A 22,476-nucleotide genomic window follows, 5' to 3' on the forward strand; every position below is an offset into this window, starting at 1 on the left:
AACAGGAGGCACTCGGTTGTTGTACGGCGCGATGAAGGTCGCTATCGGGGGACCGCTGAAGGTCACCTTCAGGCCCTGGGTGGAGGGCCTGGAGAACGTGCCCGCCGAGGGCGCGGCGATCCTGGCGAGCAACCACCTGTCCTTCTCGGACTCGTTCTTCCTGCCCGCGGTCCTCGACCGCAAGGTGACCTTCATCGCGAAGGCCGAGTACTTCACCACGCCCGGTGTGAAGGGGCGTCTGACGGCCGCCTTCTTCAAGGGCGTCGGCCAGCTCCCGGTGGACCGCTCGGGCGCGCGCGGCGCGGGCGAGGCCGCCATCAAGAGCGGCCTGGAGGTCCTGGAGCGCGGTGAGCTGTTCGGGATCTACCCGGAGGGCACCCGCTCGCCCGACGGCCGCCTCTACCGGGGCAAGCCCGGCGGCCTCGCGCGCCTGGCGCTCGCCTCCGGCGCCCCGGTCGTCCCGGTCGCGATGATCGACACCGAGAAGATCCAGCCGCCGGGCAAGGTCATGCCCAAGATCATGCGTCCCGGCATCCGCATCGGCAAGGCCCTCGACTTCAGCCGCTACCAGGGGATGGAGCACGACCGTTTCGTGCTGCGCGCGGTGACCGACGAGGTCATGTACGAGATCATGAAGCTCTCGGGCCAGGAGTACGTCGACATATACGCCACCGCCGCCAAGCGGCAGATCGCGGAGGCGGCGAAGGCCGAGAAGGAACAAGCCAAGGAAGAGGCCAGGGAACAGGCCAAGAAGGACAAGTCCGGGGCTTAGGCTCCTGGCTGTGGGGGTGGGGGAGTTGGCCAAGCGCGAGCGCGTGCTGAAGATGTCCGTGGAGCAGCCGCTGTGGCGGGCGCTGACCGCGTACCGGGTGCTCACCATGCTGTACGCGGTCGGGCTGTTCGCCACCGCCTACGACGAGTACGACCGCCCCGGCGTCGCCATCGTCTACTACTGCGTCCTGTTCGTCTGGACCCTCGCCACCCTGCCCCGCGTGCAGAACGCGGCCGCCTGCACCAAGCGCTTCCTCGCCGTCGACCTCGCCATCGCCCTCACCGGCATCCTGCTGACCCCGCTGGCCGCCGACGACGCGCACATCCACAGCGGCGGTCCCACCCTGCCGTCGATATGGACCGCCGGATCGGTCCTCGCCTACGCCATCAAGGGCGGCTGGCGCTGGGCCGCGTTCGCCTCCACCCCGGTCGCCGCCGCCAACCTCATCGAGCGCGGCGCCCCGGCCCGCGACACCGTCCACAACGTCATCCTGGTCTGGGTCGCCTCCATCGCCATCGGCTACGTCGTCGAGGTGGCCCGCGCCTCCGAGCGCACCCTCGCCCGCGCCCTGGAGATCGAGGCCGCGACGAGGGAGCGGGAGCGGCTCGCCCGGGACATCCACGACGGGGTCCTGCAGGTGCTGGCCATGGTGCAGCGCCGGGGCCTGGTCATCGGCGGCGAGGCGGCCGAACTGGGCCGGATGGCGGGCGAGCAGGAGGTCGCCCTGCGCACCCTGGTCTCCGCCGGGCTGCTCCCGGTCTCCCGCGCCTCTCAGGACGCGGCCGAGGGCGCGGTCGTACGCGCCGTGGACGAGCCCGACGAGGACGGTCCCGTCGATCTGCGGACCCTCCTCGCCCCGTACGCGGCCGCCAAGGTCAGCTTCGCCGAGCCCGGCGCGCCGGTCCCGCTGCCGTCGGCCGCCGCGCGGGAACTGGCCGCGGCCGTCGGCGCCTGCCTGGACAACGTCCGCCGGCACGCGGGCGAGCACGCGCGTGCGTGGATCCTCGTCGAGGACGAACCCGGCGAGGTCGTGGTGACCGTACGGGACGACGGACCCGGCATCCCCGAGGGGCGGCTCGCCCAGGCCGAGGGGGAGGGGCGGCTCGGGGTCGCCCTGTCGATCCGCGGCCGGCTGCGCGACCTCGGCGGCAGCGCCGAGCTGATCTCGGTGCCCGGGCAGGGCACGGAGGTCGAACTGAAGGTACCCAAGAGCGTGAAGGCGGAGCGGTGATGAGCGAGCGGCAGGACCCGATCAAGGTCATGGTGGTCGACGACCACCCCATGTGGCGCGACGCCGTCGCCCGCGACCTGGCCGAGTCCGGCTTCGACGTCGTCGCCACCGCCGGGGACGGCGACCAGGCCGTGCGCCGCGCCAAGGCCGCCGGCCCCGACGTCCTCGTCCTGGACCTGAACCTGCCCGCCAAGCCCGGCGTCCAGGTCTGCAAGGAACTCGTCGGGCACAACCCGGCCCTGCGGGTTCTCGTGCTGTCCGCGAGCGGCGAGCACGCCGACGTCCTGGAGGCCGTGAAATCCGGCGCGACCGGCTATCTGCTGAAGTCGGCGTCCACGGAGGAACTGCTGGACGCGGTGCGCCGTACCGCCGTCGGCGACCCGGTGTTCACGCCGGGCCTGGCCGGACTGGTCCTCGGCGAGTACCGCCGCCTCGCCTCCGAACCGGCGCCCGCCCCCGGCACCGACGAGCCGGGGGCGCCGCAGCTCACCGACCGCGAGACCGAGGTGCTGCGCCTGGTGGCCAAGGGCCTGAGCTACAAGCAGATCGCCGAACGCCTGGTCATCTCCCACCGCACGGTCCAGAACCACGTCCAGAACACCCTCGGCAAGCTCCAGCTGCACAACAGGGTGGAACTCGTTCGATACGCCATAGAGCGCGGACTTGACGACGAGTAAACCAATCGCCCGCTGATTCACCGGAATTGCCGGTCCCGCCCATCCCTCTGTGACGTGGATCACCATTAGCGTGGCTGTCACCAGGCAACCGCGGCGAAGGGACATTTCCATGCGGGTCGGAGTACTGACCGGAGGCGGCGACTGCCCCGGGCTCAACGCCGTCATCCGGGGCGTCGTCCGCAAGGGCGTGCAGGAGTACGGCTACGACTTCGTCGGCTTCCGGGACGGCTGGCGAGGACCTCTGGAGGGCGACACCGTCCGCCTCGACATCCCCGCCGTGCGCGGCATCCTGCCCCGCGGGGGCACCATCCTCGGCTCCTCGCGCACCAATCCCCTCAAGCAGGAGAACGGCATCCGGCGCATCAAGGAGAACCTCGCCAAGCTGGAGGTCGAGGCGCTCATCGCGATCGGCGGCGAGGACACCCTCGGCGTCGCCGCCCGCCTCACCGACGAGTACGGCGTCCCGGTCGTCGGCGTGCCGAAGACCATCGACAACGACCTGTCCGCCACCGACTACACCTTCGGCTTCGACACCGCCGTCGGTATCGCCACCGAGGCCATCGACCGGCTGCACACCACCGCCGAGTCCCATATGCGGGTCCTGGTCTGCGAGGTGATGGGCCGCCACGCCGGCTGGATCGCCCTGCACTCCGGCCTCGCGGGCGGCGCCAACGTCATCCTCATCCCGGAGCAGCGCTTCGACCTGGACCAGGTGTGCGCCTGGATCACCTCCCGCTTCAAGGCCTCCTACGCGCCGATCGTGGTCGTCGCCGAGGGCGCCATGCCCAAGGACGGCGACGTGGTCCTCAAGGACGAGTCGCTGGACTCCTTCGGGCATGTGCGCCTGTCCGGCGTCGGCGAGTGGCTGGCCAAGGAGATCGAGAAGCGCACCGGCAAGGAGGCCCGCACCACCGTGCTCGGGCACATCCAGCGCGGCGGCACCCCGAGCGCCTTCGACCGCTGGCTCGCCACCCGCTTCGGCCTGCACGCCATCGACGCCGTCCGCGACGGCGACTTCGGCAAGATGGTCGCCCTGCGCGGCACGGACATCGTCCGCGTCCCGATCGGGGAGGCCACGGCCAGACTGAAGACCGTGGACCCGAAGCTGTACGAGGAGGTCGGCGTCTTCTTCGGCTGACGTCCGCCGGGTCAGGACAACGTGCTCGTGCGCAGCCGGCCGACGAGGTCCCGCACGAGCACCGCCCCGTTCAGCGTCAGCACCGACTCCGGGTGGAACTGCACCCCCGCGAACCCCGGGCCGCGCACGGCGTGCACCTCGCCGTTGCCGGCCCGGCTCACCTCGATGCCGTGCGCGGCGAGTTCCTCCGCCACCTCGTCCTCGCAGCGCGCCACGAAGCTGTTGTAGAAGCCGACGGTCTCCTCCCGTCCGAACAGGTCGATCGTGGTCTGCGCCCCCTGGTAGGGCACTTCCTTCCGCACGATCTCCAGGCCCAGTTCGGCCGCGATCAGCTCGTGGCCGAGGCAGACGCCGAGGACGCCGTGCCGGTGGCCCCGGATCACCTCGGCGGTCAGCTTCCGCAGGAAGCGCATCTTGGGGTCCTCCAGGTCGGCGGGATCACCGGGCCCCGGGCCCAGCACGACCGGTCCCTCGTGCGCGAGAACGGCTGCCTCGAGGCCCGCCTCGTCGTAGCGCCGGACGGTGACCTCGAGTCCACCCGAGCGCAGCACGTGCGCGAGCATCGCCGTGAAGGTGTCCTCGCCGTCGACGACCAGGGCATGACCGGTCAGCTCCTCGGCCCGCTCCTGCATCCGCAGCCAGAAGGGGGCGAGCGAGGCCCGGCGGCCGTCGAGCGCGGCACGCACGCGTGGGTCGTCGGCGAGACGTACGCGCGCGCGCTCCGCACGCGGCCGTGACGGACGTACGCCCAGGGCCGCCAGCACTCCCGCGGCCTTGGCGTGGGTCTCGGCGACCTCGCTCACCGGGTCCGAGCCGCGGACCAGGGTGGCGCCGACCGGCACGCGCAGCCGGCCGTCGGCGTCGATGTCGGCGGTCCGGATCAGGATGGGGGAGTCGAGGGTCTGGGCGCCGCCGGAGTCGTGGCCGAGCAGCGCGAGCGCGCCCGCGTAGTAGCCGCGCCCGCCGACCTCGTGGCGCTCGATGACCCGGCAGGCGTTCTGCACGGGGGAGCCGGTGACGGTCGCCGCGAACATGGTCTCGCGCAGGACGTCCCGGACGTCCAGCGAGGACTTCCCGCGCAACTCGTACTCCGTGTGCGCGAGATGGGCCATCTCCTTCAGCCGCGGGCCGACCACCACCCCGCCCATGTCGCCGACGGTGCACATCATCTTGAGCTCCTCGTCGACGACCATCGACAGCTCCTCGATCTCCTTGCCGTCGGCGAGGAAGCCGAGCAGATGCTCCGGCGTCGGGCCCTCGGCGGGATAGCGGTAGGTCCCGCTGATCGGGTTCATGACGACCGTGCCGCCGGACATCCGCACATGCACCTCCGGGCTGGCGCCGACCAGCGTGCGCCCACCCGTCTCCCGCCCCCGCCCTTCCAAGGAAGGCCCTTCGGGCCCTTTTCCTTCTCCGGTGTGCACCACGAACGTCCAGTACGCGCCCCGCTCGCCCTCCAGCAGCCGGCGGAACAGCGCGAGCGCGTCGGCGCGGGAGAACCCCGGGATCCGACCCTCGTACGTCCGCCGGATCACGAAGTTCGCGCCCTCGCCGCGGCCGATCTCCTCCCGCAGCACCCGCCCGACGATCTCGCGGTACTCGGCGTCGTCGACGTCGAACCCGCCGCGCTCGACACGGACGTCATGGGTGGGGAGCTGGGCCAGCGCGTCCCGCAGCGGCAGCGTGTGCGTCTCCTCGGGCGTCAGCACCGCGAGCGGCGTCCCGTCGTCGCGGACGTCGAAGCCCCGCTCGCGGATCTGGCGGAAGGGGACCAGGGCGAGCCCCTCGTCGGGAAGATCGGCGAGGCGGTCGTAGGACGTGACCGGGCCGAGGAACAGCTCCAGGGTGTTCTCGTCGTGGCCCGGCGTGCGGCGGCGCAGCAGGGCGAAGGGGCGGGGATCGTCGAGCAGGTCGAGCAGTTGCATGGGTCCGGTTCCTTCTCGCTGGAGGATTCACTGGGAATCGCTGGGAGGAACGGACCCCGGAAACGCCGAAGGCCGCCCCTCGGGCGGCCTTCGCGAAGTCTTGCGTACGCGCAGTCAGTGGGCCGCCGGATGAGCGGTCCACCACCAGTTCTGGGTCGAGTGCGCGAACATGCGGCGGACTTTACACCATCGGCCCGCGAGTTGACCTTCACAGGAACACCTCAGGAATGCCTCAGACTCTTTCTTGACGTGCCCATGCCCCTCTCGTGACGCTTGTGGCCTTACGGGTGGAGGGGGAATCATGAAGCGCTTCCGGTCATCCTGCGTCGCCGCGGTGGTCCTGGCCCTGGGCCTGTCCGGCTTACCGCCGGCGGTCGCCGAGGCCGCACCGGGAGGGGCCACCTCGGTGGCCGACGCGGAACGATCCGTGACCACGATCGACCGCACCGAGATCCGGGCCGGCGCCCGGCTCGACACCAGACCCACCGACCCGAAGGGCAGACCGCTCGCCGCGGCCCGGGCCGCGAAGGTCACCTGGCCCAAGTCCGGCGAGGACAACGTTGCCGTCGGCGCCGAGCCGGCCCGCGTGGCCGACACCGCCGTCTCGGTCACCGCGCCCCGCAGCCGGACCGCCGCTCCCGACACCGTCGACGTGCGGACGTACGACAACGCCAAGGCCCGCCAACTCGGCGGTCACGCAACGGCGTTCACCCTGAAGGCGGCCGATGCCGCCGACCGCGTCGGCGTCCGTGTGGACACCTCCGGCTTCCGGCAGGCCTTCGGCGCCGACTTCGAGACCCGGCTGCGGCTGATCGCCAAGCCCGCGTGCGCACTCACCACGCCCCGGGCGGCGAAGTGCGCGCGGAGCGCCCCGGTGAAGAGCCGTGTCGACCTCACCACGCACACCCTCTCCGCCGAGCTGGCCGCCGACCCGGACACCGTCTTCGTGGTCGCCGCCGCCCCGGACGGCGAGACGGGCTCCGCCACCGCCACCAAGCTCGCCTCGTCCAGCAAGTGGCAGGTCGGCCTCAGCTCCGGCGACTTCTCCTGGTCGCTGCCGCTGCCGCAGGTCCCCGCGATCGCGGGCGACGCCCCCGACATCAACCTCGGCTACTCCTCGCAGGCCGTCGACGGCATGGTCGCCGCCGAGAACAACCAGCCGTCCTGGGTCGGCCAGGGCTGGGACCTCGCCCTCCCCTACATCGAGCGCCGCTACAACGGCTGTGCCGACGACGGCGGCGACACCGGCGACCTGTGCTGGGCCGGCGACGAGTACCGCATCTCCCTCCAGGGCACCTCGTCCTCGCTGGTGAAGGACACGGCCGCGGGCGGTGACACCTGGCGGGCGCAGGACGACCCGGGCTGGCGCATCCAGCACAGGACCGGCGCCGAGAACGGCGACAACGACGGCGAGTACTGGGTCGTGACCACGCCCCAGGGCACCCGGTACACCTTCGGCCGTGGCAAGCAGGCCGCCACCGGCACGGCCACCGACTCCGTCTACACCGTGCCCGTCTTCGGCGACGACGAGGGCGAGCCCTGCCACAAGGGCAGTGTCGAGGACTCGTACTGCACCCAGGCCTGGCGCTGGAACCTCGACGGTGTCGTGGACGCGCACGGCAACTCCAACACGTACTTCTACGACCAGGAGACCAACCGCTACGCCCGCAACGGCGACCCGGACAAGTCGACCTCGTACGTCCGCGGCGGCCACCTCAAGGACATCGTCTACTCGCAGCGCTCGGGCGCCGAGGAGCAACAGGCCCCGGCCCGGATGCACTTCACGACCGGGCTGCGCTGCGTCGAGGCCGCGGGCGGCTCCGGCGACTGCCCGGCCTTCGACGCCGACCACGCGAGCTCGTACCCCGACGCGCCCCTCGACTCCCTGTGCGCGAGCGGCGACTGCACGGGCGAGGAGCAGAAGTCGCCGACGTTCTTCACGAACGCGCTGTTGCGCTCGGTGACGGCCCAGCGGTCCGACGCCGGCGGCGGCTGGACGGACGTCGACCGGATGGACTTCACGTACGACTACCCGAAGCCCTCCGACGGCACCGACGCCATGCTGTGGCTCACCAAGGTCCAGCAGACGGGGCTGGCCGGGGATGGTGAACTGGCGCTTCCGGCCGTGGAGTTCACCGGCAAGGAATACGCCAACCGGGCCGACGCCGACCCGGCCGCCGGTGCCCCCGAGATGCGCAAGCTGCGCATCACCTCGTTCGTCGACGAACTGGGCCGGCGGGTCGACGTGACGTACGGCCAGCCCGACCCGTGCCCGATCGACGACCTGCCCGAGGGCCGCTACGACTCCAACACCCAGGACTGCTTCCCGGGTTGGCGCACCAACGGCACCTCCTCCGGCTTCGGCGTCTGGCACAAGTACCTCACCACCAAGGTCACCGTCCGCGACAGCGGCGGCGGCTCGCCCCCGCAGACCACCGAATACCGCTACCGGGGCACGCCCGCCTGGCACCACGACGACGACCCGGTCACCAAGGCCGAGCGCCGCTCCTGGAGCGACTGGCGAGGATACGGCAGCGTCGACGTCGCCAAGGTGACCGACCCGTCCTACCGGGGCGAATCCGCGAGCCGCGCCGTCCAGATCACCCGCTCCCTCAACTTCCGCGGCATGGACGGCGATGCGAAGGCCGACGGCTCCCACAAGTCGGTCGAGGTCACCGACTCGCAGGGCAACTCGGTCAAGGACCTGCCGTACCTGAAGGGCAAGGAGCGGGAGAGCATCCAGTTCCAGGTGAACGCCGACGGGACCATCGCCCACGAACTCGGCGGCACCCTGCACGGCTACACCTCCGCGCACACCACCCCGGCGAAGGAGGGACAGAGCGACGCCGACAACGACGCGCACCTCGTCGTCGAGAACGAGTCGACGACCCGCGAGACGGTCATCGCCGACGCGGGCGAGCGCAGCACCCGTACCACCGGTCTGAAGACCACCTACGACACCTACGGCCAGGCCACGGAGGTCCTCGACACGGCCGGTGACGACGTGCGCTGCACCAGGACGTCGTACGACCGCTCGACCACCACCCTCGACAACTGGATGCTCGCCTTCCCCTACCGCGTCCGCGCCTACTCCGGCAGCTGCGCGGACCCGAAGGCGCTGATCAACGGCAAGGACCAGTACTACGACGGCTCCGGCGACCTCGGCGGCGCGATCACCAAGGGCGACATCACGCGCTCGGTCGCGGCGGTCACCGCGAGCGGCCCGGACACCGTGTCCGGCACGGTCAGCACGTCGGCGACCTTCGACGCCTACGGCCGCACGATCACCGAGACCGACGGCCGCGGCAACACCGACCGCACCGCCTACGACCCGCCCACCGGCCGCCCGGCCACGGTCACCGAGACCGACGCGCTGGGCCGGGCCGAGGTCACCACCCTCGACCCCGACCGCCAGCTGCCGGTCGCGGTGAAGGACGCCAACGGCAACACCCAGCGCAACGGCTACGACCAGCTCGGCCGGCTGATCTCCGTGCGCGAGGCGGACCAGGCCGCGGATGCCCCGCCGGCCCAGACCTACGCGTACTTCCTGGACCGGGAACACCGGCTGCCACCACGGGTGACGACCCGTCAGCTGCAGTCCGGCGACACCTACCTGACCAACTGGAAGTACCTCGACTCGCTCGGCCGCGACCGGCAGAGCCAGGAGGTCTCCCCGGCCTCGACCGGCGACGCGAAGAAGACCGTCGTCATCGACACCCGCTACGACGACGTCGGCAACGTGGCCGCCGAGTCGTTGCCCGTGGTCGTGGCGGGCGAGTCCGGCAGCGCCCTGCTGTCGATCCCCGCCGACCAGGTGGACGAGACCCGGCGCACCTACGACTCCATGAGCCGTGTCGTGCGCTCGGCGCGCTACGGCGACGGCAAGGAGCTGTGGGCCACCGCCATCGCCTACTACGGCGACCACGTGCGCTCCACCCCGCCGCCCGGCGGCACCGTCACCACCGTGTGGACCGACGCCCGCAGCCGCCAGATCCGCCAGCAGGAGGGCACCGACCCCAAGCAGGCCACCGTCTACACCTACACCCCGGCCGACCAGGTCGCCTCCGTCACCGACCCCGGCGGACACACCTCCACCAGCGTCTACGACCTGCTCGGCCGCCGGGTCTCCGGCGACGACGCCGACGCCGGCAAGTCCCGCACCACGTACGACGCCAACGGCAACACCACCGCGGTCTGGGACGCCAAGGCGATCGCGGCGGGCTCGGCCACCCCGACCCTGTCCACCGAGTACGACGCCCTGGACCGCCCGGTCGCCCGCTGGACCGGCGCGGCCGGCACCGGCGAGAAGACCGCCACCTGGACCTACGACTCCACCGACATCCCCAACGGCATCGGCCAGCCGGCCTCGATGACCACCCACCGCGACGGCAAGGACTACACGATCGCCGTCGACGGCTACGACCCGCGGGGCCGTGCCACCGGCCGCACCTGGACCTTCCCGGCCGGCCTCGGCGGCGCCCTGCACAAGACGTCGTACAGCGTCGGCTACGGCTACGACGACGCCGACCACACGACGAGCGTCGCCTACCAGGACGCGGTGATCGGCGCCCCGCGCGAGAAGATCACCACCTCCTACGACGCCCAGGGCAACCCGGACACCCTCACCGGCGTCCAGACCGACCCGCTGACCGGCAAGGACGTCACCGTCCCCTATGTCTCCGCCACCGGCTTCGCCGCCGACGGCAAGCTCGCCTCACGGGACTACGCCAACCCGCACCACGACCTGCGCCGCGTGTACGGCTACGAGAGCGACACCCAGCGCCTGTCCCGGGTCCAGACCCTGACGACCGGCCTCACCGGCGACTGGGAGGCCAAGCAGGACGACACCTACTCCTGGGACCAGGCCGGCAACCTCAGCTCGATCACCGACAAGAGCGGTCACGAGGACGTCGCCACCTGCTTCGCCTACGACGGCCTGGCCCGCCTCGCGCACGCCTGGACGACGTACGAGACCGGCTGCACGGACGGCGACTCGAAGCTGACCCACGACGGCCCGGCCGGCTTCAACCAGTCCTGGACGTACACCGCGGACGGCAACATCGCCTCGCGGCGCAGCCTCCTGGACACCGACGCCTACACCTACGACGACGCCGACCATCCGCACGCGGTCACCGGACAGGGCGCGAGCCACTACGCGTACGACGCGAACGGCGCCCTGAAGAAGAAGACCGAGGGCCTGATCGCCACCGAGTACGACTGGAACGCCGACCAGGAACTGGCCGGGGCCACCAAGGCACTCCTGGAGAAGACCGGCTTCGTCTACGCGCCCGACGGCACGCGGATGGCGCGGATCAACCCCGGTGGCATCGCCACCCTCTACATCGAGGGCCAGGAGATCACCGTCGCCCTCGGCATCGCCAAGGGCACCCGCTACTACACCGAGGACGGCGTCACCGTCGCGGTACGGCAGCCCACCGGCCTGCTCACCTGGCAGCTGAACGACATCCAGGGCTCGGCCCAGGTCGCCGTCCCCGAGGGCACCTCGCTGGTCTCCCGGACGTACTACAACCCGTACGGGAGCATCCGGGCCGGCTCCGCGCCACCGCCGACGGAACACGGCTTCCTCGGCAAGGTCCAGGACCCCAGCACCGGACTCGACGCCCTCGGCGCCCGCTACTACGACTCGGGCCTCGGCCGCTTCATCTCCCCCGACCCGGCCGTGGACAGCTCCTCCACGCAGTCCCTCAACCCCTACGCGTACGGCAGCAACAACCCGGTCGTCTACATCGACCCGACCGGCCTGTGGTCCCTGTCCGGCGTCTGGAACTCCGTCAAGGAAGGCGCCTCGGCGGCCTGGGACTGGGCCAAGGACAACAAGGGGCTGATCGCGGACGTCGCCGTCGGCATCGGCGTCGGCATCGCGGTCGGCGCGCTCTGCTCCACCGGCGTGGGCTGCCTGATCGTGGCCGGCGCGGTCGCCGGGGCCGCGGGTGCCGCCGCCGGATACGGGGTCGACGTCGCCGAGGGCAAGACCGACTTCTCGATCGGCGGCCTGGCGACCAGGGTCGGCGTCGGCGCCGCGGCGGGCGCCCTCGGCGGAGTCGTCGGAAAGGGCATCTCGGCCCTCGCCCCCAAGGTCGCGGGCGCCGTGGCCAAGACGGCCGTCGGCAAGGCCGTCGCCTCCGGCAGCTCCAAGGCCGCCTCCGCCATCACCGGCAAGGCCGCCACCGCGGGCCGGGCGATCGCCAACTCCCGGGCCGGCGCCAAGATCGCCGAGTTGGGCAAGGCGGCCGCCGACGGGATCAAGTCGCTCGCCGGTCGCGGCGCCCCCAAGGGCGAACTGGTCGACATCCCGCTCACCAAGGCGACCACCCAGGCCGAGATCGACGCCATCCACGAGTACGCCAAGCTCAGCAACGAGTGGCTGGCCAAGAACGGGCCCAAGGTCATCCAGCCGACCAAGGGCACCCCGCTGGGCGCCGCATCCCAGGCCGCCCGCCGTGCCGAGCGCCTGCGCGCGGCCCGGGCCGGAACGCCGTACTCCGGCCAGGCCGGACACGTGCCCGACTCGGCCGTGTCCGGCACCGGACAACCGCCCGCGGGCTGGCTCGACATGCCGGGCAAGTCCAACAGCATCGCGGGTGGTGTACTGGGCTCCCGGGTCGGGGTACTGATCCGGGGATACACGGTCAACGGAGGACCGCCACTGTGACGCCGTACGCCGAGGAACTCCCGTCGCTCGCCGACCACGTCGGGCCCACGCCCGGCCCGTCGGCGGCGGCGGGCACGCCCGCCGAGCACTTCCCCGACGCCCACCTCGAACTCCTGCGCCGGCTCAACGGATTCACCGTCCACCACGGGGCCTTCCGGCTGCTCGGCCTCGGTCACCCCGAGCCGGCGCTCGACCTCGCCGCCTGGAACGCGTACGACACCTGGCGGTTCGCCTGGGACGACCGGATCGAGCCCTTCGTGATCTTCGGCGGGACCGCCTTCGGTGACGCCTACGCCTACCGCCGCCTGCCCGGCGGCGGTCTGGCGCCGGAGGTCCACTTCCTGGAGGGCGTGCTGATGCGGCCCGAGGTCATCGCCCCCGACTTCGAGGCGTTCCTCGCCGACGAGCTGCTGCGCAACGCCAAGGAGCCCTACGACCACTTCGTCGTCGAGGCGGTTCGCCGGCACGGTCCGATCGCGCCGGACCGGCACTGGGCCTACACGCCCTCGGTCGCCCTCGGCGGGGAGGAGGACGTCGAGCACATCACCCTGCTCCCGGCGGTCGTCGCGATGACCTTCGCCGGCGACATCGCGAGCGCGATGCAGGGCGGCGACCGGGAGGCGACGGGCGTGCAGCCCTACACGGACGAGCGGGGCCGGCCGCGGCTGCGGGTGCTGTTCGACGGGTGACGGGGGCGGTCGCCCAGCGTGAGCCGGCGAGAACGGAATGCGTCTCACTTGATGAGCAGATGCAGGGACCCATGACACGACCCCGTAATGTTGAGGTCGTGACCGTGAACGCTAAGTCCAGCGCGAGTGCTGGCAACACCTGGCGAGATCTGCCCGCGGCGCAGCAGCCCGAGTACCCCGACCTTGAGGCTCTGCGCGCAGTCGTTGCGGACCTCGAGTCGTATCCGCCGCTCGTCTTCGCGGGCGAGTGCGACCAGCTGCGCGCCCGGATGGCGGCCGTCGCCACGGGAGAGGCGTTCCTCCTCCAGGGAGGCGACTGCGCCGAGGCCTTCGACGCGGTGTCCGCCGACCACATCCGCAACAAGCTCAAGACGCTGCTGCAGATGGGTGCCGTACTGACGTACGCCGCCTCGGTGCCGGTGGTGAAGGTCGGCCGGATCGCCGGCCAGTACTCCAAGCCGCGCTCCAAGCCCACCGAGACCCGCGACGGCGTGACGCTGCCGACCTACCGCGGTGACTCCGTCAACGGCTTCGACTTCACCGAGGCCGCCCGGATCCCGGACCCCGAGCGGCTGAAGCGGATGTACCACGCGTCCGCCTCCACGCTGAACCTGGTGCGCGCCTTCACCACGGGCGGCTACGCCGACCTGCGCCAGGTGCACGCCTGGAACCAGGACTTCGTGAAGTCGTCCCCGTCCGGCCAGCGCTACGAGCAGCTCGCCCGCGAGATCGACAACGCGCTGAACTTCATGCGGGCCTGCGGCACCGACCCGGAGGAGTTCAAGACGGTCGAGTTCTACTCCTCGCACGAGGCGCTGCTGCTGGACTACGAGTCGGCGCTCACCCGCGTCGACTCCCGCACCGGACACCTGTACGACGTCTCCGCGCACATGGTGTGGATCGGCGAGCGCACCCGGCAGCTGGACCACGCGCACATCGAGTTCGCCTCGAGGATCCGCAACCCGATCGGCGTCAAACTCGGCCCGACGACGACGGCCGAGGACGCGCTGCAGTACATCGAGCGTCTCGACCCCGACCGTGAGCCCGGCCGGCTGACCTTCATCGTCCGCATGGGCGCCGACAAGGTCCGCGACAAGCTGCCCGAGCTGGTCGAGAAGGTCACCGCCTCGGGCGCGACCGTGGCCTGGGTGACCGACCCGATGCACGGCAACACCTTCGAGGCGGCCTCCGGGCACAAGACCCGCCGCTTCGACGACGTGCTGGACGAGGTCAAGGGCTTCTTCGAGGTCCACAAGGGCCTCGGCACCCACCCGGGCGGCATCCACGTGGAGCTCACCGGCGACGACGTCACCGAGTGCGTGGGCGGCGGGGACGAGATCTTCGTCGACGACCTGCACCAGCGCTACGAGACGGCCTGCGACCCCCGGCTGAACCGCAGCCAGTCGCTGGACCTGGCGTTCCTCGTCGCCGAGATGTACAGGGACCAGTGACGGGAGCGCCTGTTACCGGGACATGAAGTGGGGCGCGGATCACATACGATCCGCGCCCCACCCCACTTTTGGGGTACTCCGACGCCGGGTAAGGTTAGGTTCACCTAATCGTTCTTGGTGGGAGGTGAGTCCGCGTGTACGTGTGCAGCTGCTTCGGCGTGACCGAGGCGCAGGTCAAGCAGCACGCGGACGACGGCGCCTGTACGCCCCGCCAGATAGCCTCCGCCTGCAAGGCCGGCACGGACTGCGGTTCGTGCGTCCGCCGTATCCAGGCGATCCTCGGCCGTGGCGCCTGTCCGCGACAGGAGGCGGCGGACCAGGGCCGGCCGGTGCTCACGGCCGTCGCGGACCTCGACGTCCTCGACGAAGCGGCCTAGCTCAGCTCTCCGGCTGCTCGATCAGCTGCGCGATGTAAAGGGCCTCGCCGAGCTTCTCCACCAGTTCCAGCTGGGTGTCGAGATAGTCGATGTGGTGCTCCTCGTCCTCGAGGATCGACTCGAAGATGTTCGCGGACGTGATGTCGCCCTTGTCGCGCATCACCTTGATGCCGCGCCGCAGGCGGTCGATCGCCTCGACCTCGACCTGCCGGTCCGCCTCGAACATCTCCTTGACGGTCTGTCCCACGCGCACATGGAAGAGCCGCTGGTAGTTCGGGAGTCCCTCCAGGAAGAGGATCCGGTCGGTGAGCACTTCGGCGTGCTTCATCTCGTCGAACGACTCGTGGCGGGTGTACTTCGCGAGCTTCGTCCAGCCGAAGTTCTCCTGCATCTTCGCGTGCAGGAAGTACTGGTTGATCGCGGTCAGCTCGCCGGTGAGCTGCTCGTTGAGGAATTCGATGACCTCGGGGTCGCCCTGCATCGCAGAGGCTCCTTCCGACCGGGGGGACTGGCAGGTTGGGCCGCATGATTGCACCGGCAACGATGATCGTCCAGTAAGTCTTCACTTAGTGAGTAAGTGCATGCTTGGTCGCAGTTGCCCGTTTTTGGGCGGGGCCGGTCGGGTGCACCCTTCGCGGTCTGTCAGGATGGAGTCATGGGTCAGCCGGTGGAGCGTGAATCGGGAGCGCGCGAGTCAGGAGCAGCAGCTCAGCCCGAGCTTCCGCCGGGACAGCGGCTGCAGCGCGGCTGGCCGGTCACGCATTACGGGCCCGTCCCCAAGTTCCGCCCGGAGCGCTGGGAGTTCCGGGTCTTCGGCGCCACCGCGGACGGCGAGAAGCGCTGCTGGACCCACGAGGAGTTCACGGCGCTGCCGTACACCAGCGTCGTCGCCGATCTGCACTGCGTCACGAAGTTCAGCATGCTCGGTGCCGAATGGGGCGGGATCCCGGCCCGTACGGTCCTGGAACTGGCCCCGCCCGCGCCGACCGTCACCCATGTGATGGTGTGGGCGGAGTACGGCTTCAGCTCCAACCTCCGCCTCGCGGACTTCGCCGCGGACCGCACCCTCTTCGCCACCCACAAGGACGGCGAACTCCTCACCGCCGAACACGGCTTCCCGCTGCGCCTGGTGGTTCCCCACCTCTACGCCTGGAAGGGCCCCAAGTGGGTGCGCGGCGTGGAGTACATGACCGCCGACCGCAGGGGCTTCTGGGAGGAGCGCGGCTACCACAACATCGGCGACCCCTGGAAGGAACAGCGCTACTCCTACCAGGAGGAGCCCGGGGAGGGCCCCGAGCTCTGACTCCGGTACCCCTCAGTGGTACTGGTGCACCACCGCGTGTCCCTTGCCGCGGCCGATCATCCACTTGTTGACCGGCGTGGTCACCACGAAGGCGATCACCAGTGAGATCGCCAGTGAGCCCCAGAACAGCAGATCGCCGAGTTCGGCGTCCATCGCGTCCGGCCACAGCACGATCACGCCGTTGTCGATCAGCTCCATCACGGCGATCGACAGGGTGTCCGCGGCCAGTGCCACCCGGACGGCGGCACGGAGACCGAGACCGGCCTTCAGTACCCCGCGCAGGGTGAGCGAGTAGCCGAAGAAGAAGGCCAGGACGATCGCCAGCAGCGTCGTCGGGAGATTGCCCCAGCCGAACGCGGTGCCGATGACCATGCCCAGCACCTCGCCGATGGCGCAGCCGGTGAGGCAGTGCAGGGTGGCCTGCGCGGCCATGGTCCAGGTGGCGGCCGGCTGGTGGTGGGCGTGGGTCGCGGGGTGGTGCGTTTCGGGCTCGTGGTGGTGTGCGTGCGCCTCGTGCTGCATGACTGCCCCCCAATGTCAGGTGACGGTTCCCGCACCGAGCAGGAACCGTATACCCCCCAGGGGTATTCCTCAACAGTTCAGGAATCGCGGAGTTTCTTCAGCCGCTCCACGTCCGCCGCGTGCCCCTCCTTGCCGCCGGGGGTCTCGATGACCAGCGGGACGCCCACGGTCGCGGGGTGGGTCATCAGGGCGCGGAAGGGGGCCTCACCGATGTGACCGGCGCCGATGTTCTCGTGGCGGTCCTTGTGCGCGCCGACGACGTCCTTGGAGTCATTGGCGTGGATCAGCTTCAGACGGCCCTCGCCGACCGTGTCCACCAGCAGGTCGAGCGTCTGGTGCATGCCGCTCGGCCCGGTCAGGTCGTGCCCGGCCGCGAAGATGTGACAGGTGTCCAGGCAGACCCCGAGCTTCGGGTGGGCGTCCAGCGCCTCGAAGTACGGCCCGAAGTCCCAGGTACGGGAGCAGAGCGAGGCGCCCTGCCCGGCCGTCGACTCCAGCAGCAGGAAGGGGTCGTCGTCGTGCGTCAGCTCGTCCAGCAGCGGCAGCATGTGCTCGCGCACCTGCTTCAGGGCCACGGCACGCTCCCGCCCGCCGGTCGCGCTGCCGGTGTGCACGACCACGCCGAGCGCCCCGATCTCCCGTCCCCGCCGCAGGGAGTGCCGCAGCGACTCCACCGACTTCTCCACCGTCGCCTCGGTGTGCGAACCGAAGTTGATCAGGTACGGCGCGTGCACGTACGCCGGGATCGACTCGGCCGCGCACACCGCCCTGAACTCCTCGTCCTGCCGAGGGTTGCCGGCGGGCGTGGCCCAGCCGCGCGGGTTGGCGACGAAGACCTGCACGGTCTCGGCCTTCAGGTCGTGCGCGTAGGACAGACCGACGGAGTGGAGTCCGCCGGCCACCGGGACATGGCCGCCGACGGGGTTGCGGGAGGGAAAGGGGGACTGGCTCTTCACCCGTTCAGGGTGTCATGCGCGTGCCCGTGCTCCGTCACCGGATCTTGATGGTGATCGTCGACCCCTTCGGCGCCGTCCGGCCGCCCGCCACCGACTGGTCCTTGACCGTGTCGCCGAACAGACCGAGCAGGCCGCGGTCCTCCTCGACCTTGAAGCCCTTGTCCTGAAGCGCCTTCTTCGCGTCGTCCACGCTGTCGCCCGTGACGTCCGGGACCTCGACCATCTCCGGGCCCTTGGACAGCGTCAGCGTCACCGTGTCGCCGTCCGCGGCCTGGCTGTCGCCCTGCGGTGTCTGCGCGGCCACCTGGCCCTTGTCGAACTCCGAGTTGACCTGCTGGTCGGCGACCTGGACCTTCAGGCCCGCCCCCTGCAGATCGGACCGCGCCTCCTCCAGGCTCTCGCCGGTGACGTCCGGGATGTCGACCGGGCTGCCCTTGCTGACGGTCAGCGCGATCGCCGCGCCCGCGTGCCGCTTCGTGTCCGCGCCCGGATCCGTGGAGACCACGAAGCCCTTGGGGACGTCGTCGCTGAACGTCCGGTTGACCATGCCCGGCTCCAGCCCGTCCCGCCTCAGCAGCGACTGTGCCTTGTCCAGCCGGTAGCCCGCGAGATCCGGCACCTGCACGGTCTCCGGGCCGTCCGAGACGGTGATGGACACCACCCCGTTGTCACGGATGCGGGTGCCGGGCTCCGGGTCCGAGCTGATGACCGTGCCCCGCTTCACCGTGTCGCTGTAGGCGTGCTCGACCTTCCCCAGGTCCAGCCCGGCGTGGCTCAGCTGCCGTTCCGCCTGTGCCCGGGTCTTGGCCAGTACCGGCGGGACCTTCGTGAACTGGCCGGAGTTGATGTACCACACGCCCGTGCCGACCCCGAGGATCAGCAGGACGGCCACGACGATGGCCAGCGGCCCGCGCCGGCCCCGCGCGCCCCGGCGGGGCGGCAGCGGCGGAGGGCTCTCCAGCCGGCTGGTGCGGTGCAGCTCGGGCCCCGGGCCGTCGCCGCCGGCGGGCATCGGGTGCGGCGTCGTCAGCGCGCGCGGGATGACGCTCGTACGGTCCTCGGAGATGTCCCGGTGCTCCGTCGCCAGCGCCCGCGGCGGGGTCGCGTCCAGCTGGTCGGCGCCGAGCCCGGCACGCGCCTCACGGGCCAGCGCGAGCAGCGCCACCGCGTCGTACGGACGCAGCTCGGCCGTGCGCGCGGTCGCCGCCGCAACCAGCTCGTCCAGCTCGTACGGCAGCCCCGGGACGGCCGCCGACGGGGGCGGGACATCCTCGTGGAGGTGCTTGTAGAGGACCGTGGCGGGGGAGTCCCCGTCGTGCGGGCGGTCGCCGGTCAGCATCTCGTACAGCACGACACCGCAGGCGTACACGTCGACACGCGGGTCGGCCGTGCCGTGCTCGATCTGCTCCGGCGCCAGGTAGGAGACGGTGCCGAGGACGGTGCCGGTGGTGTTGGTGACCGTGTCCACGGACCGCACCAGACCGAAGTCGGCGACCTTGACCCGGCCGTCGTCCCCGATGAGCACGTTCTCCGGCTTCATGTCCCGGTGCACGAACCCGGCCCGGTGCGCGGCGCCGAGCGCGGCCAGCACCGGCTCCAGGATGTCCAGGGCGGCGCGCGGCTGCAGCGCCCCGCGCTCGCGCAGCACGTCACGCAGGGTGCACCCGGCGACGTACTCCATGGCGAGATAGACGTACGACCCGTCGGTGCCCTGGTCGAAGACCTGCACCACGTTCGGGTGGGCCAGCCGGGCGACCGACTTCGCCTCCCGGATGAACCGCTCGACGAAGGAGCCGTCGGCCGCGAGCGCGGGGTGCATCACCTTCAGCGCGAGCACGCGGTCCAGGCGGGTGTCCAGGGCCCGGTAGACCGTGGCCATCCCGCCGACCGCGATCCGCGCGTCCACGCGGTAGCGCCCGTCGAGCACCTGCCCGACCAGAGGGTCCTGAAGGGTCGTATCCACGCAGGTGAGTGTACGAGCCGTGACGGACAGGGCCGCTGGTTCGGGTGCGATCGGGGCGTTACTGCAGCCGAGCTGTGACGGACCTCGCACCGGCGTCCGGATCCGTTCGAATGTCTGTTCAGAACGCGGGGCGCTCGGGATCCAGCCGGGCGAGCCCCTCCGCCGGGGACGACGCCTCGGCGAAGTGCCGGCGCGGAATCCGCCCCGCGAGCCGCGCCAGTCGGCCCGCCTCCACGGCGTGCTTCATCGCCTCGGCCATCAGCTGCGGCTCCTGCGCCCGCGTCACCGCCGAGGCGAGCATCACACCCGCGCACCCCAGCTCCATCGCGAGCGCCGCGTCCGAGGCCGTACCGGCGCCCGCGTCCAGAATCACCGGCACGCGCGCGTGCTCGACGATCAGCTGGAAGTTGTGCGGATTGCGGATGCCGAGCCCGGAGCCGATGGGCGAGCCGAGCGGCATGACCGCCGCGCAGCCGACGTCCTCCAGGCGGCGGGCGAGCACCGGGTCGTCATTGGTGTACGGCAGCACGGTGAAGCCGTCGTCGACAAGGGTCTCGGCGGCGTCCAGCAGCTCGATCGGGTCCGGCAGCAGGGTGCGCTCATCGGCGATCACCTCGAGTTTGACCAGGTCGGTGCCGAGTGCCTCGCGTGCCAGGCGGGCGGTCAGCACGGCCTCTGCGGCGGTGAAGCAGCCCGCCGTGTTCGGCAGCACGCGGATGCCGAGCCTCTCCAGGACGGACAGCACGGAACCGTGCACGGAGGGTTCCACCCTGCGCATCGCGACCGTCGTCAGCTCCGTGCCGGACGCCACCAGCGCCCGCTCGAGCACCTCCAGGCTGGGGGCGCCCCCGGTGCCCATGATCAGGCGGGACGAGAAGGACGTACCGCCGATCACAAGAGGGTCGTCGGCCATGGGTCAGCCTCCTTGGACGGCGGTGAGCACCTCGACGCGGTCCCCCTCGGAGAGGGACGTCGACGGCCACTGCGCGCGCGGGACGACGGTTTCGTTGAGGGCGGCGGCCACGCCGGAGGGCGCCGGGGTGAGGGTCTTGACGACGGTGTCGAGAGCCGTGCCGGGGGCGAACTCGCGCGGCTCTCCGTTGACGGAGACGTTCATACCGGCTGCTCCACGCGCGCGAAGCGCCTCGGGGTGAACGGACGGGCCTCGTCGGGGAGTTCACCGGTGGTCAGGACGTGCGCCATCGCGTCGCCGGTGACCGGCGTGAGCAGCACGCCGTTGCGGTAGTGGCCGGTCGCCAGGAGCAGGCCCGGCAGCTGCGTGGGCCCGAGCAGCGGCGCGTTGTCGGGGGAGCCGGGGCGCAGGCCCGCGCGGGTCTCCGTCAGCGGCAGTTCGGTGATGCCGGGGACCAGCTCGTGCGCGTCGCGCAGCAGTTCGTACACGCCGCCCGCGGTGACCGTGGTGTCCCAGCCCAGTTCCTCGCTGGTCGCGCCGACGACCAGCTCGCCATTCTCGCGCGGCACCAGGTAGACGCTGCTGCCGCGCACCACGGCGCGCACGGTGCGGTTCAGGAACGGCGCGTACCGCTTCGGCACGGTCAGCCGCAGCACCTGCCCCTTCACGGGCCGTACGGGCGGCAGGACGTCGTCCGGGACGCCCGGGAGCCGTCCGCTGAGGCTGCCGGCGGCCAGCACGACCTGGCCCGCGCCCAGTTCGGTGCCGTCGGCCGTGGTGACGCCGGCGGCCCGCTCGCCCGCGACCCTCAGACGCTCGGCCCAGCCGCGGTGGAAGACCACGCCCGCGTGCTCGCACGCGGCCACCAGCGCACGTGCCAGGCGCCGCGGGTCGATCTGATGGTCGCCGTCGACCCGGAGCCCCCCGCGCACGCCCGGCGCGAGCATCGGCTCCAGGCGCCGGCACTCGCGCCCGGACAACCACTCTGACTCCAGTCCCGACTGCCGCTGCAGGGCGTGCAGTTCGCGCAAGTGGGCGCGGTCGTCGGCGTCCAGGGCGACGGCGAGGGTGCCGCACCGGCGGTAACCGAGGTCGTCCCCGGTGAGCTCGCCGAGCTCGGCCGCGAAGTCCGGGTAACGGCGCGCCGACTCCAGGTTGAGGCCGAGCAGGGTCTGCTCGCCGTAGTGCAGTTCGGTGACGGCGGCCAGCATCCCGGCGGCCACCTGGGCCGCCCCGCCGCCCGGCTCCGGGTCCACCACGGCGGTCGCGAACCCGCGCTGTGCGGCCCGCCAGGCCGTGACCAGGCCGATGATCCCGCCCCCGACGACGAGGACGTCTGACGTACGTGACGGCATGGGCGTCCAGCCCCTCCCTTCGCCGGCATGACCCGGATCAGGTTCGTACGGTCGGAGGCCGCCAGCCTCCCTCTCAGCCCGGTGCGTCCGGGCTCCCGCGAGTGCTTGTACGGTGGCCACCCTAGCCCGATCCCCGACGCCGCTGTAAGGGAGCCTCCCGCCGTGCCCCGCTCGCTGGACGGCCTCGTCCTCGCCCCCGTCGCCGACCAGGCCCCAGGTCAGGTGGGCACCGGCACCCGCTTCACGTACCACGAGCGGGACGGGGAGATCTGGGCCGAGTACGCGGGCGGCGACGTCGTACGCGGGCATCTGGTGGGTACCCGGTCGGGAGACCGGCTCGACTTCCGGTACGTGCAGCTCACGCACGACGGGACGACGTCCTCGGGGCACTGCGTGTCCACGGTCGTCGGACTGCCGGACGGCCGGCTGCGGCTGGAGGAGACCTGGGAGTGGGAGTCGCAGCCGGGCCGCGGGACCAGTGTTGTGGAGCAGGTCACTCAACACGACCGCTGACTGACGGATAGTCAGTGT

Annotated in this window: 19 protein-coding genes and 1 riboswitch; of the genes, 10 read left to right on the forward strand and 9 right to left on the reverse strand. The window is 71.3% G+C overall.

Annotated elements, in window-relative coordinates:
- Positions 1 to 16: 16 nt before the first annotated feature.
- The 4 genes from ABZ453_RS02280 (at position 17) to ABZ453_RS02295 (ending at position 3,818) form a co-directional block, all read left to right on the forward strand.
- The gene (locus ABZ453_RS02280; RefSeq protein WP_359010687.1) at positions 17 to 772 is read left to right on the forward strand and encodes a lysophospholipid acyltransferase family protein; all 756 of its coding nucleotides are present in this window, start codon (positions 17 to 19) and stop codon (positions 770 to 772) included.
- A gap of 25 nt (positions 773 to 797) precedes the next feature.
- Complete coding sequence (locus ABZ453_RS02285) at positions 798 to 2,003, forward strand: DUF5931 domain-containing protein (RefSeq protein ID WP_359011164.1); 1,206 nt, start codon at positions 798 to 800, stop codon at positions 2,001 to 2,003.
- On the forward strand, positions 2,003 to 2,680 hold the full coding sequence (locus tag ABZ453_RS02290; RefSeq protein WP_359010689.1) for a response regulator transcription factor: 678 nt from the start codon (positions 2,003 to 2,005) through the stop codon (positions 2,678 to 2,680). Before ABZ453_RS02285 ends, ABZ453_RS02290 begins: the two co-directional genes overlap by 1 nt.
- 109 nt (positions 2,681 to 2,789) lie before the next feature.
- Entirely contained in the window at positions 2,790 to 3,818 is a 1,029-nt protein-coding gene (locus ABZ453_RS02295; RefSeq protein WP_359010691.1) for a 6-phosphofructokinase, read from the forward strand.
- A gap of 11 nt (positions 3,819 to 3,829) precedes the next feature.
- On the opposite strand, the gene ABZ453_RS02300 is transcribed toward ABZ453_RS02295, so the two are convergent.
- Both ABZ453_RS02300 and ABZ453_RS02305 read right to left on the reverse strand, forming a co-directional pair.
- Positions 3,830 to 5,743 carry an anthranilate synthase family protein gene (locus tag ABZ453_RS02300; RefSeq protein ID WP_359010693.1) on the reverse strand — a complete coding sequence of 638 codons (1,914 nt, stop codon included), beginning with the start codon at positions 5,741 to 5,743 and terminating at the stop codon, positions 3,830 to 3,832.
- Positions 5,744 to 5,857: 114 nt separating this feature from the next.
- Positions 5,858 to 6,046: a trp operon leader peptide gene (locus ABZ453_RS02305; protein ID WP_359010695.1), complete on the reverse strand. Its 189-nt coding sequence runs from the start codon at positions 6,044 to 6,046 to the stop codon at positions 5,858 to 5,860.
- Here ABZ453_RS02305 and ABZ453_RS02310 point away from each other — a divergent pair.
- The 4 genes from ABZ453_RS02310 to ABZ453_RS02325 all read left to right on the forward strand — a co-directional run bounded on the left by ABZ453_RS02310 (position 6,045) and on the right by ABZ453_RS02325 (position 14,933).
- A complete protein-coding gene (locus ABZ453_RS02310; protein ID WP_359010697.1) occupies positions 6,045 to 12,416 on the forward strand; it encodes an RHS repeat-associated core domain-containing protein in 6,372 nt (2,123 codons plus the stop codon). The genes ABZ453_RS02305 and ABZ453_RS02310 overlap by 2 nt on opposite strands.
- Entirely contained in the window at positions 12,413 to 13,105 is a 693-nt protein-coding gene (locus ABZ453_RS02315; protein ID WP_359010699.1) for a hypothetical protein, read from the forward strand. The genes ABZ453_RS02310 and ABZ453_RS02315 overlap by 4 nt, the downstream gene beginning before the upstream one ends.
- A gap of 98 nt (positions 13,106 to 13,203) precedes the next feature.
- Entirely contained in the window at positions 13,204 to 14,556 is a 1,353-nt protein-coding gene (locus ABZ453_RS02320; RefSeq protein ID WP_359010701.1) for a class II 3-deoxy-7-phosphoheptulonate synthase, read from the forward strand.
- A 134-nt stretch (positions 14,557 to 14,690) separates the two neighbouring features.
- Complete coding sequence (locus ABZ453_RS02325) at positions 14,691 to 14,933, forward strand: (2Fe-2S)-binding protein (RefSeq protein WP_359010703.1); 243 nt, start codon at positions 14,691 to 14,693, stop codon at positions 14,931 to 14,933.
- A 1-nt stretch (position 14,934) separates the two neighbouring features.
- On the opposite strand, the gene bfr is transcribed toward ABZ453_RS02325, so the two are convergent.
- On the reverse strand, positions 14,935 to 15,414 hold the full coding sequence (bfr, locus tag ABZ453_RS02330; RefSeq protein ID WP_359010705.1) for a bacterioferritin: 480 nt from the start codon (positions 15,412 to 15,414) through the stop codon (positions 14,935 to 14,937).
- 174 nt (positions 15,415 to 15,588) lie between these two features.
- Here bfr and ABZ453_RS02335 point away from each other — a divergent pair, with 174 nt between their 5' ends.
- On the forward strand, positions 15,589 to 16,236 hold the full coding sequence (locus ABZ453_RS02335) for a sulfite oxidase-like oxidoreductase (protein ID WP_359010707.1): 648 nt from the start codon (positions 15,589 to 15,591) through the stop codon (positions 16,234 to 16,236).
- Positions 16,237 to 16,248: 12 nt separating this feature from the next.
- On the opposite strand, the gene ABZ453_RS02340 is transcribed toward ABZ453_RS02335, so the two are convergent.
- The 6 genes from ABZ453_RS02340 to thiO all read right to left on the reverse strand — a co-directional run bounded on the left by ABZ453_RS02340 (position 16,249) and on the right by thiO (position 21,945).
- Positions 16,249 to 16,758: a DUF4396 domain-containing protein gene (locus ABZ453_RS02340; protein WP_359010709.1), complete on the reverse strand. Its 510-nt coding sequence runs from the start codon at positions 16,756 to 16,758 to the stop codon at positions 16,249 to 16,251.
- Positions 16,759 to 16,835: 77 nt separating this feature from the next.
- Positions 16,836 to 17,714 (reverse strand): deoxyribonuclease IV, encoded by an 879-nt coding sequence (locus ABZ453_RS02345; RefSeq protein ID WP_359010711.1) that lies wholly within the window; start codon positions 17,712 to 17,714, stop codon positions 16,836 to 16,838.
- A gap of 34 nt (positions 17,715 to 17,748) precedes the next feature.
- Entirely contained in the window at positions 17,749 to 19,677 is a 1,929-nt protein-coding gene (gene pknB, locus ABZ453_RS02350; protein ID WP_359010713.1) for a Stk1 family PASTA domain-containing Ser/Thr kinase, read from the reverse strand.
- A 118-nt stretch (positions 19,678 to 19,795) separates the two neighbouring features.
- Positions 19,796 to 20,590, reverse strand: coding sequence for a thiazole synthase (locus ABZ453_RS02355; protein ID WP_359010715.1), 795 nt, complete (start codon positions 20,588 to 20,590; stop codon positions 19,796 to 19,798).
- A gap of 3 nt (positions 20,591 to 20,593) precedes the next feature.
- On the reverse strand, positions 20,594 to 20,794 hold the full coding sequence (thiS, locus tag ABZ453_RS02360) for a sulfur carrier protein ThiS (protein ID WP_208781596.1): 201 nt from the start codon (positions 20,792 to 20,794) through the stop codon (positions 20,594 to 20,596).
- Positions 20,791 to 21,945, reverse strand: a complete 1,155-nt coding sequence (thiO, locus tag ABZ453_RS02365; protein ID WP_359010718.1) for a glycine oxidase ThiO — start codon at positions 21,943 to 21,945, stop codon at positions 20,791 to 20,793. The genes thiS and thiO overlap by 4 nt, the downstream gene beginning before the upstream one ends.
- Positions 21,943 to 22,054, reverse strand: a riboswitch (TPP riboswitch). Its footprint overlaps the gene before it by 3 nt.
- A 53-nt stretch (positions 22,055 to 22,107) precedes the next feature.
- Here thiO and ABZ453_RS02370 point away from each other — a divergent pair.
- A complete protein-coding gene (locus tag ABZ453_RS02370; RefSeq protein ID WP_359010720.1) occupies positions 22,108 to 22,458 on the forward strand; it encodes a hypothetical protein in 351 nt (116 codons plus the stop codon).
- The last annotated feature ends 18 nt before the right edge of the window (positions 22,459 to 22,476 follow it).

Origin of the sequence: Streptomyces sp. NPDC005799 (assembly GCF_040630525.1) — a bacterium.
Taxonomy (GTDB): domain Bacteria; phylum Actinomycetota; class Actinomycetes; order Streptomycetales; family Streptomycetaceae; genus Streptomyces; species Streptomyces griseorubiginosus_B.